The following is a 19,431-nucleotide window of genomic DNA, read 5'->3' as shown; positions in this document are numbered from 1 at the left end:
AAAATTTTATAATATTTTAATTTTTAAAAACACTATACAAAATTTTAAAAATCAAACAAAAATTTACTTTCAAGGAAAAATATGAAAAAAATTATTATGGGAATTATTTTTTTAATATCACTTGTTGTTTTATTTTTTATTTCAACTTTTTATATTAATTCTATCAATGAAAAAATTTTTAATCAAATAAGTAAAAACACAGATTATTATCAAGTTGAAGATATCAATTACACTAAAAATTTCTTAAATTCTAAAGGAAGTTTTAAAATTTTACTAAATGATTTGCCTTATATTTTTACAATCAATATTGATTTTTCAAATATTTTCTTTGCAAGCAATAATGCAAAAATTTCCATTATAAATGAAAATGAAGATATTAATGACTTTTTTACAAATAAAGAAATAATGAAAATATTTGTTAATATTAAAACACATGATAAAATAGCTATTAATGCTAAATTCAATGATATTAATACAACCAAAGATAATAAAACATTATTAATCAAAAATTTTGATATTCACATTGATCTCAAGGAAAAATTTGTAGAAAAAATTCAATTAGATATAAATCATTTTTTATTTGAAGATGATTATAAAAAATTAGAATTAAAAAATGCTCAAATAACAGAATTTCCTTTTGAAGGATTGAAATTTGAAGATATTTTTAACTCTTCACACAATGGAGAACAAAAAATTAATATAGAACTAATTGACTTGCAAGATGCAATTATTAATACATTAAAAGCTGATATAAAAACTACAATCAATGCAAACAATGATTATGATGGTTTGTTAAAACTTAATATCAATCGATTCCAAGCACCTTTTAAGGATTTTTCATTAGATAATATCAATGTAGATTTAAATTTTACTAATTTATCTAAAAAAGCTTATGATCAGTATTTACAATCAAATGGAGATTTTTTTTCAATGATGATACTATTTAGTCAATTCTTAAAAAGTGATCCAGAATTTTTCTTAAATGATTTTTCATTTTTAAAAGAAGAAAAGAAATTTCAAGCAAAAGCTCAAGCTCTAATAAAAAATAACAACATAAAAACTCAAGCAAATATTAAATCTGAACTTCTTCCAAGTCAAATCAATCCGCAATTTAATAATTTTGATATGTATTTTGTAGATAATAACGGAAGCTATACACTAGATTTTAATTATGATGATACCAATAAAAGTGATATTAAAATTATTCTTAATGGAGAAGAATTTAATTCAAACTTATAATGCCAAATTTAAGTCTGAAATTTCGTCCTAAAATTCTTGATGAAATTTTAGGACAAGAAAATTTAGTAGAAATTTTTAAACGATTTATATCACTTTCAAAACTTCCCCATAGTGTATTTTTTGGTCCAGCAGGATGTGGAAAAACTTCTTTTGCAAGAGCTGTAGCAAATGATTTTAAAGTGGATTTTTTTGAATTTGATGGTGGAAATTTTAAGCTTGAAGATCTTAGAAAAATACTAAATAATTATGAAAATTCTTTATATAAACCTTTAATTTTTATCGATGAGATTCACAGGCTCTCAAAAACTCAACAAGAAATGCTTTTAATTCCTTTAGAAAATCAAAAGTGCATTTTCATAGGTGCAAGCACTGAAAATCCTTATTTTACTTTAACTTCAGGCATTAGAAGCAGGACTATGCTTTTTGAATTTAAAGGTTTAAAAAACCAAGATTTAGAAAAATTAGCTTTAAAAATTCAAGAGAAATTACAATGCAAAATCGATGATGATGCAAAAGATTTTTTAATCACCTCAAGTGCGAATGATGCTAGAAGTTTTTTAAATTTATGCGAATTTGCATTAGCATTAAATCCTACACATATCAAGCTTGAAACTTTAAAAAAACTAAGAGCTAATGTTTTAAGTGATGGCACTTCAAGTAAAGATACACATTATAAACTTGCAAGTTCTTTGATAAAAAGTCTAAGAGGGAGTGATGTAGATGCGAGTTTGTATTATCTTGCAAGATTGATTGATGGGGGAGAAAGTGCGGATTTTATCGCTAGAAGATTAGTTATCTTTGCTAGTGAAGATATCTCTAATGCAAATCCACAAGCACTAAATTTAGCCACAAGCACATTAATAGCTGTAAAAAACATAGGCTATCCTGAAGCTAGGATCATCTTAGCTCAATGTGTAGTTTTTTTAGCAAGCTCACCCAAATCAAACTCAAGCTATCTAGCTATAAATTCTGCTCTAAATTATGTCCAAAACAACCCTACATTAAAAATTTTACCTCATCTTGATAACAATAATCCTCAAAGAAAAAACTATCTTTACCCACATGATTTTGGAGGTTGGGTAAAACAACAATACTTAGAAAAAAATTTAAGATTTTATCATAGTAAAGGTATAGGTTTTGAAGCGCAACTAAATTTGTGGTTAAAAGACATGAAAAAACCTAAAGGCTAAATTTAAGCACAATGTAAAAATATTTTTATATAATTTTTGTTTTTTTAAGGTTCCGTAGCTCAGTTGGTAGAGCACCACCTTGACATGGTGGTGGTCGTTGGTTCAAGTCCAATCGGAGCCACCATTTTGCTTACATATATTTTAATAATTGTGTAAATTCTCGAATTTCTTTTTCTTGATCTAAAATGATTTTTTTAGCAATTTCTCTTATAGTTTTATCCTTAGAATAAAACAATATCTGTTTAGAAGCATCAACAGCACCTTGATGATGAGCGATCATACCTTCTAAAAAATCTTTGTTGATATTTTTACTTTCTTTAACAGCACCCATTAAAAGCATCATTTTTTGCATCAATTCTTTTTCTTCTTGAACAAATTTTTTATATTCTTCTTCGCTTAATTGAGTTTTTTTGTAAAGATTTTTTTCTAAAATTTCTTTAAATTCTTGAATTTCTTTTTCTTGAGCATTGATTATATTGGTTGCAATTTTTTTCATTTCTTCACTTTTGGTGTGTTGTAATAAAAGCTTAGAAGAATCAATAGCACCTTGATGATGTGGTATCATATTTGTTAAATAATCTCTTTCAATATCATTAGTTTGAACTAAAGGATTTTTCATCATTTCTTCATGCATCTTATCCATAATTTGAGTTGAAACACTTTGATGATTTTTATTTTTAAGACTTCCATGATGTTGATGATGCGAATCCATAGCAAACAAAAAACTTGTAAAGATTAAACTCGAAATTAAAATTTTTGTTTTTATCATTGTTTTATCCTCGATTTATATTTTGATTATTAGCTCATATTATAAAATATTTAAACTAAAATATTTTTTTGTTATAATTTATCAAAAATAATTAAACTAAGGATAATGAATGCTTAAAGAACTACTTGAAATCAAAAAAGAAATGGAACCTATAATCCACGAATGTTCAGTTAAAATTCAAGTAGCATCAAGAGAAGTCATAGTAAGAAAAAGAGAGTATGAAATTTATGGTCCTATGATAGATAGAGTTTATCTTGATAATGCTATTTATGTCAAAGTTTTTGGAAGTGGAAGAGATGCAAAAAGTACTAAAGTAGATATTAAAAATGGTTTTTATATGGTTTATACAGCTCCTGATAAACCGACAAATCAAGAAATTATGAATAAACTTAAAGTTTCTTTTGAAAGTATTGACAATAAATTTATTTCAAAAATTTTAGAACTTAATAGAAGAATGAAAGAAATTCTTAACAAAACTCAAGCCACTTTAGCAAAAGCATCAAATATGAATGTAGTTATAGAAACTAATCTTGGTGAAGCAAGTGCTGCGACTAAATTTGTAATCACTATCAAATATTTAAAAGACAATCAAAAATTAGAAATGAAAAATTCAAAATCTGCAGGAAGTTTTAGAGACACTAAAAATCATATCAATCTAGTTGTCGATAAAAATACAGATTCAGCTGTATGTGAAAAACTTTTACGCGATGTTGAAATTTATTTTATAGGAAACTAAGCTCTTAAATTAGCCAAATGAGTTAAAGCCACTGCTATAGCATCAGTTATATCAAGTGGCTTTATATCTTTTGAAATTCCAAGTAATCTTTTAACCATAAATGCAACTTGTTCTTTTGTAGCCTTTGCTTTACCTGTAACACTTTTTTTTACTTGCAATGGTGTGTATTCAGCAAATTCTCCATGTATTTGTAAAATTTTTAAACTCAAAGCTCCTCGAAATTGAGCAAGCTTTAAAACCGTTTTTGGATTATAAGCAAAAAATATATCCTCTATTGCTACCTCATCAAAATGATGATTTTTAAAAATTAAATCAAGGCCTTCACAAAGTTCTGTGATTTGATATTGAAGATCATTGGGTTTGATTTTTATAAGCCCTGCTTCTATAAGGTTATTTTTATTATTTATTTTTTCCACAATTGCATATCCACAATACCTAGAACCAGGATCAATTCCTAAAACTTTCAACTTTTCACCTTTTTATTCACATAAAATGTGAAATTTTATATTTTATTGTGAATAATTTTAACAATTTTTTATAAACTCTAAGCTAAAATTCAAACTTTTAAACTACTAAAAATTTTAAGAAAAATTAATGGACATAAAAGAATTTTTACAAGAATTTAAAACCGAAATTACCGATAATGAATACCAAGCTTATATCACGCATTTACAATTTAGTGAAAAATTAAGTAAAAATAACAATTTGGTATTTATAGCCCCTAATCATTTTTTAGCTAAATTTATACAAACAAAATATGCACAAAAATTAGCTTATTTTTATGAAGTAAAAACTGGCATTAATCCTCAAATTACCATAAGTACAAATGAAACAAAATCTTCAAATAAAAATAATTCTAAAATAGATATTTCACAAATTAAAGCTCAAAGTACTATACTCAATCCATCTTTTACTTTTGAAAGTTTTGTTGTAGGTGATTCTAATCAATACGCTTATGCAACTTGCAAAGCCATCACAAATAAAAATAAATTAGGTAAATTATATAATCCTATTTTTATATATGGACCTACAGGACTTGGCAAAACGCATCTACTTCAAGCAGTAGGCAATGTGTGTTTAGATAATGGATATAAAGTCATTTATGCTACAAGTGATAATTTTATCAATGATTTTACTTCACATTTAAATAATAAAACTATGAATAAATTTCATGAAAAATATAAAAGTTGTGATGTATTGCTTATAGATGATGTGCAATTTTTAGGTAAAACTGATAAAATTCAAGAAGAATTTTTTTTCACCTTTAATGAAATAAAAGAAAAATTTGGCCAAATCATAATGACAAGCGATAATCCTCCAAATATGCTAAAAGGCATTACAGAGCGTTTAAAAAGTCGTTTTGCAAATGGCATTATCGCAGATATTACCCCACCTGAACTTGATACAAAAATAGCAATTATTAAGAAAAAATGCGAATTTAATGCTATTGATCTTGACTCACAAGTAATTAGCTATATTGCTACTTCTATGGGAGATAATATCAGAGAAATTGAAGGAATGATTACAAATTTAAATGCTCAAGCAAGACTTTTTAATCAAAAAATCACATTAGAAATAGTAAAAAGCTTTATGAAAGATCATATCAAGGAAACAAAAGAAAATATTAGCATTGAAGATATACTAAGTGAAGTTTCAAGAAGCTATAATCTAAAACCAAATGATATAAAATCAAACAAAAAAACACAAAATATAGTCATAGCAAGAAGAGTAGTGATATTTTTAGCAAGAGAATTAACAACGATGTCTATGCCTCAACTTGCAAGATTTTTTAATATGAAAGATCATACAGCTATATCACATAATATTAAAAAAATTCAAGAACTCATTAAAGAAAATGAAAATTTAAAAATTATTATTGATGAACTAAGAAACAAAATTTTAACAAAAATAAAAAGTAATATGTGAATAAATGTGAAAAATATTATTTTTTATTCTATAAATAAAAAAGCTATAGAAAAAAGTTTCAAAATACTTTTTCACATTTTCACATTACTTATTATTATGATAAAATAAATTTTAAAAATTACAAGGAATAAAAATGAAAATAAGCATTAACAAAAATACCCTTGAATCAGCTATAGTTTTAACAAATTCTTATGTTGATAAAAAAGATTCTAGTAATATAGCTTCACATCTTCTTTTTGAAGTAATAGAAGATAAATTAATCATAAGAGCAAGTGATTATGAAATAGGAATAAACTATAAAATCAAAAAAATAAAAGTTGAAAATGCAGGTTTTGCAACAGCTAATGCAAAAAGTATATTAGATATTATCAAAAGTTTAAATAACGAAGATGTCATTTTAGAAACTATAGAAAATTTCCTTTTTATTAGACAAAAAGGAACAAAGTACAAACTTCCTATGTTTAATTATGAAGATTTTCCAAATTTTCCAAGTATAGAAGGTAAAGATAAATTTGATATTGACTCAAGTGATTTAAGTAGATCTTTGAAAAAAATCTTACCAGCAGTAGATACAAATAATCCAAAATACTCTTTAAATGGTGCATTGCTTGATATAAAAACAACTCATATAAATTTTGTAGGAACAGATACAAAACGCTTAGCAATTTTTACTTTAAATAAAACAAATGAAAAAGAATTAAATCTTTGTATCCCTAAAAAAGCTATACTTGAAATGCAAAAAATCTTCTTTGAAAAAATTGAAATTTACTATGATGAAAATATATTAATTGCTAAAAATGATAATTTTGAATTTTTCACAAAACTTATCAATGATAAATTCCCTGATTATGAAAGAGTTATACCAAAAAATATCACAAAAGAATTTATTTTTAAAACCGAAGATTTTTCAGATGCACTAAAAAAAATCAATGTCATTACTGAAAAAATGAAATTAAATTTTCATAAAAATAAATTAGTATTTGAAGGTATTAGTTTAGATAATATGGAAGCAAAAACTGAACTTGACATAGAACTTGACATAGAAGAAGAATTCAATCTTTGTATAAAAAATAAATTCATTACAGACTTTTTAAATTCTATAGAAAGTGAAACTTTCAAACTAAGTATAAATGAACCTCACATGGCTTTTTTAGTTTCAAGTGAAGAATTACAAACTGTAATAATGCCAGTAATTTTATAAGGAAAATAAATGCAAGAAAATCAAAATTATGGTGCTGGAAATATAAAAGTATTAAAAGGCTTAGAAGCTGTTAGAAAACGCCCTGGTATGTATATAGGTGATACAAACATAGGCGGACTTCATCATATGATTTATGAAGTAGTAGATAATTCTATAGATGAAGCTATGGCCGGATATTGTGATACTATAGATGTAGAAATTACCACTGAAGGTTCTTGTATAGTTAGCGATAATGGTCGTGGAATTCCTGTTGGTATGCACCCTACTGAAAATATGCCTACTTTAACTGTTGTTTTAACTGTTTTACATGCAGGTGGTAAATTTGATAAAGATACTTATAAAGTTTCTGGAGGACTTCATGGAGTTGGTGTAAGTGTTGTAAATGCTTTATCAAAAAAACTTGTGGCTACAGTTCATAGAGATGGCGAAATTTACAGACAAGAATTTTCAGAAGGAAAAGTAATAAGTAATTTTGAAACAATAGGAACTAGTAAAAAAACAGGGACAATCATAGAATTTTGGCCAGATGATCAAATTTTTGAAATAACTAATTTTGATTATGAAATTTTAGCAAAAAGATTTAGAGAACTTGCATATTTAAATCCAAAAATAACTATAAATTTTAAAGACAATCGTATAGGAAAAAGTGAAAGTTTTCATTATGAAGGTGGTATAAGCCAATTTGTAATGGATATGAATAAAAAACAAGCTTTAACTAAAGCCATATTTTTTAATGTAGATGAAGAAGATGTAAATGTGGAAGTAGCTTTGCTTTATAATGATAGTTATAGTGAAAATTTACTTTCTTTTGTAAATAATATTAAAACTCCAGATGGTGGAACTCACGAAGCTGGTTTTAGAATGGGTCTTACAAGAGTAATAAGTAATTATATAGAAGCAAATGCTAGTGTTAGAGAAAAAGATTCTAAAATCACAGGTGAAGATGTAAGAGAAGGTTTGATAGCTGTTGTTAGTGTAAAAGTTCCTGAACCTCAATTTGAAGGACAAACTAAAGGTAAATTAGGTTCTTCTTATGTTCGCCCTATAGTTTCAAAAGCTTCTTTTGAATATTTAACAAAATATTTTGAAGAAAATCCTATAGAAGCAAAAGCTATTATGAATAAAGCTTTAATGGCTGCTCGTGGTAGAGAAGCTGCTAAAAAAGCAAGAGAATTAACAAGAAAAAAAGAAAGTTCAAGTGTAGGAACTTTACCTGGAAAATTAGCTGATTGTCAAAGTAAAGATCCAAGTGAAAGTGAAATTTATTTAGTTGAGGGAGATAGTGCAGGAGGTTCGGCAAAACAGGGTAGAGAAAGAACTTTTCAAGCTATTTTACCTTTAAGAGGAAAAATACTTAATGTTGAAAAAGCAAGACTTGATAAGATTTTAAAATCTGAACAAATTCAAAATATGATTACAGCTTTTGGTTGTGGAATAGGAGATGAATTTGATATAGAAAAATTAAGATATCATAAAATTATCATTATGACAGATGCTGATGTAGATGGATCTCATATACAAACTTTGCTTTTAACATTTTTCTTCCGTTTTATGAATGATTTAGTTAAAAATGGTCATATTTATTTAGCTCAACCACCTTTATATCGCTATAAAAAAGGACAAAAAAAAGAAATTTATTTAAAAGATGAAAAAGCTTTAAATGATTATCTAATAGAAACTGGTATAGAAACTTTACCTTACGAAGGTATAGGTTTAAATGATTTAAAAGATTTTTTAAAAATAGTCGCAGCATATAAAAATGTTTTAAAAGAATTAGAAAAAAGATTTAATGTCATTTCAGTGATTAGATATTTGATAGAAAATCCTGATTTTATAAGATTAGATAATCAAAAATTATTTGATATTATTAAAGAATTTTTAGAAAAACAAAATCATAATATCTTAAATTCATATATCAATGAAAATGAAATTCGTCTTTATGTACAAACTGAAAATGGTTTAGAAGAACTTATAATAAATGATGATTTATTTACTCATCCTCTTTATGAAGAAGCAAATTATATTTATCAAAAAATTAAAGATAGAGATTTGAAATTTGATAAAGATGTATTAGAAATTTTAGATGATGTAGAAAAAAATGCTAAAAAAGGTGCTTATATACAGCGTTATAAAGGTCTTGGTGAGATGAATCCTGATCAATTATGGGAAACTACTATGGATCCAAATAATCGTCGTTTATTAAAGATTACTATAGAAGATGCTCAAAGTGCAAATGATACTTTTAATCTTTTTATGGGAGATGATGTAGAACCTCGCCGTGAATATATACAAACTCACGCTAAAGATGTCAAACATTTAGATGTTTGATTTTTATAAAGAAATAATATGAAAGCTATAGAAAATAATTTTAATTTTATAAGAGAAATAGATAATAAAAAAGTAATTGTTCCTTTTTTTCAAAGACATTATGTATGGGAAGAAGAGCATTGGAAACAATTGCTAAATGATTTAAAAAATAGTTTTTTAGAAAAAAAAGAGTATTTTTTAGGTTCTATTATTTTAAAAAGAGGTGAGGTTAAAAATTATTCTATCATTATTGATGGGCAACAAAGGCTTACTACTTTTTCAATTTTAATTAAAGTTTTGTATGATTTTCTAGAGCAAGATCAAAGAGATGAGTTAGAATTAAGAACTTATTTGTTTTATAAAAAAGAAATAAAAATTAATCATTCAAAACTAGATAAAGAAAAATATGAAAAAGCTTTAAAAGATGAAGATATTGATACAAAAGAAAAAAATGGAATTTTTGGTTGTTTTAATTATTTTAAAAAAGAAGTTGATAAATTAAAACAAGAAATTAATTTATCTGAATTTACAGAATTTATTATAGAAAGTAAATTATGGGTTATTGTTTGCTTAAATGAAGATGAAGATGAACAAAAAATATTTGATTCTATAAATTCTACAGGACAAAGATTATCTTCTACTGATATTATAAAAAATGCCTTATTTGATAAGATTATAAAAGTTACAAACGAAAATAAAGCTGCGGAATATTACGATAAATATTGGGATAATGTATTTGATAAAGATGAAACAGAACAAGAGTTTTGGAATGAAGAAATTGAAACAGGTAGAGTTAAAAGGAGTAAAAGCGAAATATTTTTATATTCTTATGCAATAATAAAAGATATTTTTAATACAGAAATACACAATTTAAGTAATTTAAGTAATTTGTATAAAAAACATATCGAAAATTTAAATGAAAATGATTTAAAAGAATTATTAAAAGAATTAAAAGATTATGCAAAAATATATCGTAATTTTCCAGTTATAAATAATAAAGAAACTATTTTTAAATATGAAAATTATGAGCTGAGATTTTTTCATATTATACATATCTATAAGACTAATACTGTATTATCTTTGATTTTATTTTTGAAAAAAATATTAAATAATAAAGAAAATATCTATAAAGAATGTTTATATTTATTAGAAATACTGATTTTATGTAATCCTGAGACAAAAGATTATAATAAATTTTTTTCTAAAATTATGAAAAAAATTCAAAAAACAAATATTGATAGTATATTAAATATTATTAAAGTTGAAATCTATGATAGATATGGAAAATATTTTAATAAAGATGAAATTAAAAATTGGTTATCTTATATAGATAATAAAGATGCAACTTTAATTTTATTTTGGATTGAATTATATAGACAAGAACAAAATAAAGATTATAAAGATAAGACTTCAGGATTAAATTATGTTTATACTCTAGAACATTTATTACCACAAAGTTGGCAAGAACACTGGAATGAAATTATAAAAAATGAAAAAGAAGCTGAAGAATTCATATATCAAATAGGAAATATGACTTTATTAAAAGGAAAACTTAACTCATCTTTGCAAAATATGAATTGGCAAACTAAACTTAATGGAGATGGAAAATCTAAAAATTATATTAGTAAAAACGCTGATTTATCAATAAATCAAGAATTATCGAATAAAAAATCTTGGACTAAAGATGAAGTAGAAAAAAGAACAACAAAATTTATAAATGATTTTTTTGAAATTTGGAATGTAGATTTATTTTCAAAATGAAAACCTTTTTACAAAATATCCCAAAAGTAGAATTACACTTACACATTGAAGGCTCATTAGAGCCTAAAATGATGTTTGATTTAGCTAAGAAAAATAATATTACTTTAAAATATAAAAGTGAAGAAGAGATTAAAAAAGCTTATGATTTTTCAAATTTGCAAGATTTTTTAGGTATTTATTATCAAGGTGCAAATGTTTTACAAACTAAGCAAGATTTTTATGATCTAACCTTTGCTTATATGAAAAAATGTAAAGAACAAAATGTAATCCATACTGAAATTTTTTTCGATCCTCAAACTCATACTGCTAGAAATATTCCTTTAAAAGATGTTATAGAAGGTATTTGGGAAGCTTTACAAAAAGCTAAAAATGAATTTGGAGTTTCAAGTTTTTTAATAGCTTGTATTTTAAGACATTTAAGTGAAGAAGATGGCTTAAAAACTTTAAATGAGCTTTGTTTGTATAAAGATAAAATCAAAGCTATAGGACTTGATAGCTCAGAACTTAATAATCCTCCTTTTAAATTTAAAAATTTATTTAAAAAAGCTAAAGAAGAAGGTTTCTTACTAGTTATGCATGCGGGTGAAGAAGGAGATAGTGAATATATCAAACAAGCTTTAGAGCTTGGTGTAAATAGAATAGATCATGGAGTAAGATGTCAAGAGGACTTAGAGCTTGTAAAACAACTAGCAAAAAGCCAAATTCCATTAACAGTATGTCCTTTATCAAATATAAAATTAAAAGTGTTTAATACCATGCAAGAGCATAATATCTTAAAACTTTTAAAACAAAATCTTTGTGTTTGTGTAAATTCAGATGATCCTGCGTATTTTGGTGGATATATTTTAGAAAATTTTATATCTTTAGATGAAGCTTTTAAACTTAGTAAAGATGAGGTTAAAAAGCTTTGTATCAATGCTGTAAATTCCTCATTTTTAGATATAAATGAAAAAGAAAAATTAATAAAACAAATTAAGGTTTATGAGTGAAATATATATTATGAAAAAATAATAAAATATATTGGAATAATATTAAAATGAAATTTAATGATTTAGATTTAAATAATTGGAAAAAATATGATATAAATACAGATTCTCTATGGATTATTGCTAGTCGAGATAAAAGTGGAAAGCATAGAAATATTTATCATGGTAATTTTATACCGCAAATTCCTAATCAGCTTATTCGTCGTTATACAAAAAAAGATGATTTAGTTATAGATCCTTTTTTAGGAAGTGGAACAACGCTTTATGAATGTGAAAAATTAAATAGAAAATGTATAGGACTTGATATTAATGAGAGTATTTTGGAGTTTGTATTAGATAACTTTGGGATAAATTTTGATAATAAGCGTTATTTTTTAGGAAATTGCGATAATACTGATGCAAAAAAAGTTGATGAGTTTCTAGAAAACGCTTTAAATAAGCTTGAAAGCAAAAAAGCTCAGTTTATATTTTTGCATCCACCTTATATGGATATAGTTAAATTTAGTGAAAAAAAAGAAGATTTAAGTCAAATTTCAGATTTAAAAGAATTTAAATATAAATTTTTACTTACTTGTCAAAATTTGTTAAAATATCTAGAAAAAAATCGTTATTTTGCTTTAATAATAGCAGATTTATATAAAAATAGTGAAATTATTCCTCTAGGTTTTGAGCTTATGAATTTAATAAAACAAAATTTTCAAGTTAAACTAAAAGGAATCGTTGTTAAAAATATAGAAGGTAATCGTGGAAAATTAGGCGTTAATGCTATATGGAGATATAGAGCATTAAGAAGTGATTATTATATTTTTAAACATGATTATATTTTTATATTTAAAAAGGAATTTTAATGACAGAAAATGAGAAAAAATTGTTGAAATTAGCAAGTTTAGATAAAAATGACTGTTCTGAATGGATAACTAGAGAACAAATTAAGGAAGCAGGCATAAAAATAGGAAATGGATTTCCATATACTAGAAAAACTAGCTATTTAAACAAAACATATTTAATAACAAAAGATACGAATATAACAAAGGGAAATTCTATTGATATAGTAAAATTTGAAGGATTCAAAAATGAAAACAACTAAAATGGAACTATTTTTAGAAATTGCTTTGCCAGATAAAAATGGTTTTTCTCGTTGGGTAGATGTAAAAGAATTTGTTAATAAATATAAAGATTTACAACTTGGAAATGGTGGAAGCTGGTGTCGTGCCAGTAGTGCTTTAGCAAAAAAATATAGGATAGAATTGGATAAGACTAAGAGTAATGGAAATTCTATTGATAGAATAAGACTTATAGGTTTTAATACAAAAACTCATTTTAATCAAAATATAAGGAAAGATATTAAAGATTTTTATAAAAATAAAAATTGTGTTATGCTTGGAATTCATGGAAAATCTGAAAATACAAGAATAGAAATAGACCATAAAGATGGAAGAAAACAAAATTTAAGAGTGTCTAATATTAATTTGCAAAAATTAGAAGATTTTCAACCTTTATGTAAAGCTGCAAATGATATAAAAAGACAAATTTGTAAAAGATGCAAAGAAACAAATACAAGATGGGACGCTAGAAATATTTTAGGGAATCCTTATAGTTTTTATGAAGGAGACGAAAACTATACTAAAGAATTAGGTTGTATTGGTTGTTATCAATATGATCCAGTTGCTTATAGAATGGAAAGTATTAAAAGAATTTCTAAAGAAGTAGAGGAATTTATATTAAACAAATTTAATATAAAATAGAAAGGTAAAAAGTGACTAATAAAGAAATAATGTTGAATATTTTAAAAGATAAAGAATGGCATTGTGTTATTTGTGCATTTGGAAAATCTTCTTCTCATATTGCTTCCACTGTTAGAGAACTGAGAAAAGATGGATATGAATTTGAAACCGATCCAAATAATAATAATAGATTTTGTCAAATAAAATTTTGTAATAAATGTAAGAAAAATACCACCCATAGAAAGTTAAAATAATAATGACAACTCATGTTTTTATAGTAGATGTCAATACTTTTAAATATCATTTAGAATATCAGTTTGTTGGCACTGGAAGTAAAGAATATTATGTAGATTTTAATAATAGAAATTATACATCTTTACACTCAGCAAGTGAAAATTCTATTTTAAGCTTAATTGCAGATTTTGCGAGAGTACAAATTGGTGATTTTGTAATTTTTTATTTACAGCAAAATTATTGTAATGATATTTATGAAGGAAAATTTTATGGTGTTTTTAAAGTTAGTTCATTGGTATTTTTAGATAATAATGATAATAAACAATTTTTAAAAGAAGAATTGAAAAAATCTTTAACTTTTCGTTGTTTTATTGAGCCTTGCGAAGTTTATGCTGAAGGTGTTACAGAATGGGAAGCTTTAGATGAAATTAAAAATATTATTTCACCAAATCAGATGTTATGGAGTTTAATTTATAGAAAATTAAAAGGAAATCGTGGAAATACCATGATTACCTTGTATGAAGGTGATAGATTAATAAATTTAATAAGAAAAAAAATAATTATTCTTATTTGTCTTATAACAAGTATAGCTTTGATATATTTTTACAGAAAATAATAAATACTAGTAATTATAATGTAAATTATATTGGAAGAAAGGAAGAAATTAATATATTACCTAGATTATTTCAAAAATATTATGATGGTAAACAATTTGAAACACATCTTCAAGTTTATATCTTACAAGAATTTTATAAAACAAAATTTTTTGGACTTTTATCAAATGAGTATATAGAGTGGCTGGGTAATGAAGTAGGTTGTGGAGTTGGTATGCAAAGTATTGATATAATGGCTTCTAGTTCTATAAATATGAATGGACTTATATTCAAAAAAGTTATTCCTGTAGAGTTAAAATCTTGTGAAGTTTATCCTGAAGTATTGTTTCAAATGCAAAGATATATTAATTGGTTAAATCAATATTATATTTCTAATCATCAATCTTTTATCTTACCGGTAATTATATGTAGAAAAACTGATAAAAGTTCTATGAATTATGAAATTTTTTATAAAGAAGCACAAAATTTTAGTGTTAATAATAATATTTTACCTTTAATTTATATGGAGTTTTTCATATCTGAAAATCAAATTCAATTTGAAAGAATATTTTAATGAATTATATTGGTTCCAAAGTAAAACTTTTAGATTTTTTATTTGATAGTATTAATGATATTTTATTAAAAAATAATATCAATTTAGAACAATGCACTTTTATAGATTTATTTGCTGGAACTTCAGCTGTTGGAAAAAAATTTAAAAATAGAGTTAAAAAAATTATTTCTAATGATAAAGAATTTTATAGTTTTGTTTTGGCTAAAAATTATATAGAAAATACCATGAAAATAGATCGTGAAAAAGAATTAATTGAAAAGCTAAATAATATTGCAAAAACCAATCCTATAAAAGGTAAAATATATAAACATTATGCTTTAGGTGGTGGAGAAAATAGACAATATTTTAGTGATGAGAATGCCTTGAAAATAGATAGTATACGCACACAAATTGCTAAATGGAAAGTAGAACATTTTATTAATGAGCAAGAATATTATTTTTTGTTAGCTTCTTTGTTGGAAACCGCTGATAAAGTAGCTAATACAGCATCTGTATATGGTGCTTTTTTAAAAAAACTTAAAGAAACTGCTAATAAATCTATGAATTTAGTTCCTGCTGAATTTGAAATTAGTCAAAATCGACATTTGGTTTTTAATTCAAATTCAAATGAATTAATTAAAAAAATTAAAGGCGATATTCTTTACTTAGATCCACCTTATAATTCTAGAGAATATGGTGCTAATTATCATTTGCTAAATACTATTGCTTTATATGATGATTTTATTCCTAAAGGAATAACTGGATTAAGAAATTATGAAAAATCAAATTGGTGTAAAAAAAAATTAGTTTATCAAACTTTAGATGATTTAATAAAACATTCTAGAGTAAAGTTTATTTTTTTAAGTTATAATGATGAAGGATTACTAGGTTTTAATGATATAAAACAAATATTTGAAAAATATGGAGAATATGATTATATCAAACAAGATTATCAAAGGTATAAATCTGATTCTAGTCGTAACCAGAAACAAAATAAAACTACAGAATATTTACATATTTTAAAAATAATCTAGTTTATATTTTTATAAGCAACATATTTTTGTTAAATTTTATTTAAAATATCAAATTTATTAATACTAAAATAATCTAAATTTTCATTAGATTTTAGTTTTTTAAATTTTTCTTTTTAACGAAAGTATTGGCAATGACAATATAGAAATAAAAATCAAAATTGCTATGATATCATTAAAAATTAATAAATAAAATTAAATTTATAAAGTTGCCATGGCAGATACTAATACATATGTTTATCATATATAAACTTTAATTTTATTTTTCTTTATCATGAAAATAAATTATATTCATCAAAAAATAAGAGAAGGAGAGCTAAAATTTACAAAGATATTTTAGAAGTTTTAAAAGTTTTGATGTTGTTGAGAATTTAATTGAGGTTTATGAATGAAATATAGTTTTTTGGACTTAATTAAAGAGGTTTTAGAAAATTGTGAATTTCCACTTAGTGGTAATGAAATTTGGAATTTAGCTTTAAATAAAGGTTATGATAAAAAATTACAAAGTTATAAAGATGGAAATTTAACTAAAACTCCTATTCAAAGTCTATTAGCAAAAATTTATACAAATTTAAAAAAAGAAAATTCTATTTTTTTAATAACATCAAAAAACCCTACAAAATTTTGGTTAAAATCTCGTGAATATGAATTAAATTCTAAAAAACTAGAAGATATACAAAAAAAAGAAGAAAAACAAAAAACAAAAAATCATTTTCATGAAAGAGATTTACACCCTTTAGTTGTTAAATTTTTATACGATAATGCTAGTTTTAACCTTTTTAGTAAAACTATTTTTCATGAAAAAAGTACTAGGGCAAAAATTGGCGAAAATGAATGGATACATCCAGATATTGTCGGAGTGCATTTTCCATTTAAAGATTATGAAAGTGATTCTTTTGAGCTTTTTAAAAATTTAAATCAAATTTCTTATAAACTTTATAGTTTTGAGCTTAAAGTAAGACTTGATTTTTCAAATTTAAGACAATGTTATTTTCAAGCTGTGAGTAATTCTAGCTGGGCTAATGAAGGATATTTAATAGCATTAGATTATGATGAAGAAATTTTAGATGAGCTTTGGAGATTAAATAATGCTTTTGGTATAGGATTTATAAAACTTGATGTGAGTGATTTAAATTCTTCTCAAATTATAATTCCAGCAAAAGAAAAATTAAATTTAGATTTAAAAACTTTGGATTTATTATCTATAAAAATATAAATTTTAGAAATTTTATAGAAAATATCAATAAAGATATAAATGTAGGGGATTATAATCGTATAGGAACTCAATTTTATGATGAAATTTTAGAAGATGAAGAGATGGAAAAATATATAATTGATAAAAAAATTATAATAAAGGAAAAACAATGAGATATGGTGAAAAAGAGATAAAAGAATTTAGCGTAGAAAATATGGAAGTTTGGCCAAATGATGCTAAAAATGATTATGTTATTAAAATTACTTTGCCTGAATTTATGTGTTGTTGTCCGCGTAGTGGGTATCCTGATTTTGCTACTATTTATCTTGAATATATACCAAATAAATTAGTAGTTGAACTCAAAGCTATAAAACTTTATATAAATACTTTTATGCATAGAAATGTTTCACATGAAGCAAGTATAAATGAAATTTATAATACTTTAAAAGAAAAATTAGATCCAAAATGGATAAAAGTAGTAGGTGATTTTAATCCACGCGGTAATGTTCATACTGTTATAGAATGTAGATCAGATTTAGTAGTGCCAAAATAAAATATATTTTTAAAATATAAATTAAATTTATTTAAAATATAATAATTATATATTTTAAATACTTTTACTTTTAGAAACATTTTTAATATAAATAGGATATTTTTTATATTTTTTTATAAAAAAGTATCTTAAAATTTACGCGAATTTACATTTTAAGGATAATACAATGGAAAAGTATCAATTAGATCAAAAACAAAATTTGCAATCCCAAGAAGATCGTAGAGGCTTTTTAAAAAATTTAGGTATTACTTTGCTTGGAGCTAGCGCTTTGGCAAATGTTTCTTTTGATAATTATTTTTTAGGCAGTCAAGCACTTGCTAAAGAATTAGATAGCTTTAAAATAGATGGAAAAAAAGATATGATTTATCATGGGCAAAGACCTATGACAGCAGAAGCACAAACTTATGCTTTGGATTCTGATTTTACAAAACCTGAAAATTTCTTTGTAAGAAATAATGGTGTTCCACCTGAAATGAGTACAATAAAAGAAAGAATGAAAAAAGGTTGGACACTTGAAATTGGTGGAGAAAGTGTAAAAACTGCAAAAACATATACTCTAGATGAGTTAAAGAAAAAATTTAAACATTACACTTATGCATTAACTTTAGAGTGTGGTGGTAATGGTAGAGGTGAAGTTATACCTAGCACTAAAGGAACTCAATGGGGTTATGGAGCTGTTGCTTGTGGTAGATGGACAGGCGTTAGATTGAAAGATATTTTAGAAGATTGTGGTATGAAAGATGATGCTGTTTATATAGGATATTATGGAATTGATACTAAATTAAATGGTGAAGAAGCTTCTCCTATTAGCAGGGGTGTACCTATTAAAAAAGCTATGCAAGATGAAACATTAGTTGCTTGGGCTTATGAGGGTAAAGATATACCTTGGGTAAATGGTTATCCTCTTCGTTTGATTTGCGGAGGATACCCTGCAAGTACAAGTGGCAAGTGGCTTTCAAAAATTGTTGTAAGAAATAAAGTCCATGATGGTGAAAAAATGGGAACTTCTTATAAGGTTCCAGTAGATCCTGTAAAACCAGGTGATTTTACATCTAAAGTCGAAATGAAAATCATAGAATCAATGCCAGTAAGATCGATTATTACTAATATTAAAAAAGACGATAAGATTAAAGCTGGTAAAAAATTTGAAGTTAGAGGAAAAGCTTGGGCAGGTGAGTTAGAAGTTAAAGAAGTTTATGTAAGTAATGATTATGGTGTAACTTGGACTAAAGCAAAAGTTGAAAAACCTTTGAATCGTCTTGCATGGCAAAAATGGAGCACTCAAATTTCAATTCCAACAAAAGGATATTATGAAATTTGGGCTAGAGCAGTTGATAGTGAAGGAAATAGTCAGCCTATGGTTTTAGCACAATGGAATCCAGGTGGTTATATCAACAATGCTTGCCATAGAATAAATGTTTTTGGAGTATGAT

19 protein-coding genes, 1 tRNA gene and 1 pseudogene are annotated in these 19,431 nt (G+C 24.8%); 19 read left to right on the top strand and 2 right to left on the bottom strand.

Going from position 1 to position 19,431, the window contains the following annotated elements:
- Positions 1 to 81 precede the first annotated feature (81 nt).
- The 3 genes from FPD38_RS04910 to FPD38_RS04900 all read left to right on the top strand — a co-directional run bounded on the left by FPD38_RS04910 (position 82) and on the right by FPD38_RS04900 (position 2,553).
- Positions 82 to 1,239 (top strand): YdgA family protein, encoded by a 1,158-nt coding sequence (locus tag FPD38_RS04910; protein WP_147555626.1) that lies wholly within the window; start codon positions 82 to 84, stop codon positions 1,237 to 1,239.
- Positions 1,239 to 2,429 carry a replication-associated recombination protein A gene (locus FPD38_RS04905; RefSeq protein ID WP_147555625.1) on the top strand — a complete coding sequence of 397 codons (1,191 nt, stop codon included), beginning with the start codon at positions 1,239 to 1,241 and terminating at the stop codon, positions 2,427 to 2,429. The genes FPD38_RS04910 and FPD38_RS04905 overlap by 1 nt, the downstream gene beginning before the upstream one ends.
- Before the next feature lie 48 nt (positions 2,430 to 2,477).
- Positions 2,478 to 2,553: transfer RNA gene (locus tag FPD38_RS04900), tRNA-Val, on the top strand.
- Between the two features lie 6 nt (positions 2,554 to 2,559).
- Here FPD38_RS04900 and FPD38_RS04895 read toward each other — a convergent pair.
- The gene (locus tag FPD38_RS04895; RefSeq protein WP_261798295.1) at positions 2,560 to 3,198 is read right to left on the bottom strand and encodes a DUF305 domain-containing protein; all 639 of its coding nucleotides are present in this window, start codon (positions 3,196 to 3,198) and stop codon (positions 2,560 to 2,562) included.
- 109 nt (positions 3,199 to 3,307) lie between these two features.
- On the opposite strand from FPD38_RS04895, the gene FPD38_RS04890 reads away from it, so the two are divergent.
- Entirely contained in the window at positions 3,308 to 3,934 is a 627-nt protein-coding gene (locus tag FPD38_RS04890; protein WP_147555624.1) for a hypothetical protein, read from the top strand.
- Here the strand turns inward: FPD38_RS04890 and ruvC are convergent.
- Positions 3,931 to 4,401, bottom strand: coding sequence for a crossover junction endodeoxyribonuclease RuvC (gene ruvC, locus FPD38_RS04885; protein WP_147555623.1), 471 nt, complete (start codon positions 4,399 to 4,401; stop codon positions 3,931 to 3,933). The genes FPD38_RS04890 and ruvC overlap by 4 nt on opposite strands.
- A 127-nt stretch (positions 4,402 to 4,528) precedes the next feature.
- On the opposite strand from ruvC, the gene dnaA reads away from it, so the two are divergent.
- The 15 genes and pseudogenes from dnaA (at position 4,529) to sorA (ending at position 19,430) form a co-directional block, all read left to right on the top strand.
- Complete coding sequence (dnaA, locus tag FPD38_RS04880; RefSeq protein ID WP_147555622.1) at positions 4,529 to 5,860, top strand: chromosomal replication initiator protein DnaA; 1,332 nt, start codon at positions 4,529 to 4,531, stop codon at positions 5,858 to 5,860.
- Positions 5,861 to 5,993: 133 nt separating this feature from the next.
- Positions 5,994 to 7,061 (top strand): DNA polymerase III subunit beta, encoded by a 1,068-nt coding sequence (dnaN, locus tag FPD38_RS04875; protein WP_147555621.1) that lies wholly within the window; start codon positions 5,994 to 5,996, stop codon positions 7,059 to 7,061.
- Between the two features lie 9 nt (positions 7,062 to 7,070).
- Positions 7,071 to 9,389 (top strand): DNA topoisomerase (ATP-hydrolyzing) subunit B, encoded by a 2,319-nt coding sequence (gene gyrB / locus FPD38_RS04870; protein WP_147555620.1) that lies wholly within the window; start codon positions 7,071 to 7,073, stop codon positions 9,387 to 9,389.
- A gap of 18 nt (positions 9,390 to 9,407) precedes the next feature.
- Complete coding sequence (locus FPD38_RS04865) at positions 9,408 to 11,129, top strand: DUF262 domain-containing protein (protein ID WP_147555619.1); 1,722 nt, start codon at positions 9,408 to 9,410, stop codon at positions 11,127 to 11,129.
- Positions 11,126 to 12,118: an adenosine deaminase gene (locus FPD38_RS04860; protein WP_147555618.1), complete on the top strand. Its 993-nt coding sequence runs from the start codon at positions 11,126 to 11,128 to the stop codon at positions 12,116 to 12,118. Before FPD38_RS04865 ends, FPD38_RS04860 begins: the two co-directional genes overlap by 4 nt.
- 26 nt (positions 12,119 to 12,144) lie before the next feature.
- Positions 12,145 to 12,963 carry a DNA methyltransferase gene (locus tag FPD38_RS04855; protein ID WP_410002932.1) on the top strand — a complete coding sequence of 273 codons (819 nt, stop codon included), beginning with the start codon at positions 12,145 to 12,147 and terminating at the stop codon, positions 12,961 to 12,963.
- Positions 12,963 to 13,202 carry an NlaIII/IceA1 family type II restriction endonuclease gene (locus FPD38_RS04850; RefSeq protein ID WP_147555616.1) on the top strand — a complete coding sequence of 80 codons (240 nt, stop codon included), beginning with the start codon at positions 12,963 to 12,965 and terminating at the stop codon, positions 13,200 to 13,202. The genes FPD38_RS04855 and FPD38_RS04850 overlap by 1 nt, the downstream gene beginning before the upstream one ends.
- Positions 13,189 to 13,860, top strand: a complete 672-nt coding sequence (locus tag FPD38_RS04845) for an NlaIII/IceA1 family type II restriction endonuclease (RefSeq protein WP_147555615.1) — start codon at positions 13,189 to 13,191, stop codon at positions 13,858 to 13,860. Before FPD38_RS04850 ends, FPD38_RS04845 begins: the two co-directional genes overlap by 14 nt.
- A gap of 11 nt (positions 13,861 to 13,871) precedes the next feature.
- Entirely contained in the window at positions 13,872 to 14,093 is a 222-nt protein-coding gene (locus FPD38_RS04840) for a hypothetical protein (RefSeq protein ID WP_147555614.1), read from the top strand.
- Positions 14,094 to 14,095: 2 nt separating this feature from the next.
- Positions 14,096 to 14,689, top strand: a complete 594-nt coding sequence (locus FPD38_RS08300) for an EVE domain-containing protein (RefSeq protein ID WP_261798294.1) — start codon at positions 14,096 to 14,098, stop codon at positions 14,687 to 14,689.
- Positions 14,644 to 15,240 (top strand): hypothetical protein, encoded by a 597-nt coding sequence (locus tag FPD38_RS08295; RefSeq protein ID WP_261798293.1) that lies wholly within the window; start codon positions 14,644 to 14,646, stop codon positions 15,238 to 15,240. Before FPD38_RS08300 ends, FPD38_RS08295 begins: the two co-directional genes overlap by 46 nt.
- Complete coding sequence (locus FPD38_RS04830; protein ID WP_147555613.1) at positions 15,240 to 16,253, top strand: DNA adenine methylase; 1,014 nt, start codon at positions 15,240 to 15,242, stop codon at positions 16,251 to 16,253. The genes FPD38_RS08295 and FPD38_RS04830 overlap by 1 nt, the downstream gene beginning before the upstream one ends.
- 385 nt (positions 16,254 to 16,638) lie before the next feature.
- A pseudogene (locus FPD38_RS04825) lies at positions 16,639 to 17,618 on the top strand (HrgA protein).
- A complete protein-coding gene (queF, locus tag FPD38_RS04820) occupies positions 17,615 to 17,998 on the top strand; it encodes a preQ(1) synthase (RefSeq protein WP_039664884.1) in 384 nt (127 codons plus the stop codon). The pseudogene FPD38_RS04825 and the gene queF overlap by 4 nt, the downstream one beginning before the upstream one ends.
- Before the next feature lie 166 nt (positions 17,999 to 18,164).
- Positions 18,165 to 19,430: a sulfite:cytochrome c oxidoreductase molybdopterin oxidoreductase subunit gene (gene sorA, locus FPD38_RS04815; protein WP_147555612.1), complete on the top strand. Its 1,266-nt coding sequence runs from the start codon at positions 18,165 to 18,167 to the stop codon at positions 19,428 to 19,430.
- Position 19,431 lies beyond the last annotated feature (1 nt).

It is taken from the genome of Campylobacter volucris, assembly GCF_008011665.1.
GTDB classification, from domain to species: Bacteria; Campylobacterota; Campylobacteria; order Campylobacterales; family Campylobacteraceae; genus Campylobacter_D; species Campylobacter_D volucris_A.
Note: the sequence above shows the minus strand (reverse complement) of the source record. Positions and strands in the feature narration are given on the sequence as shown.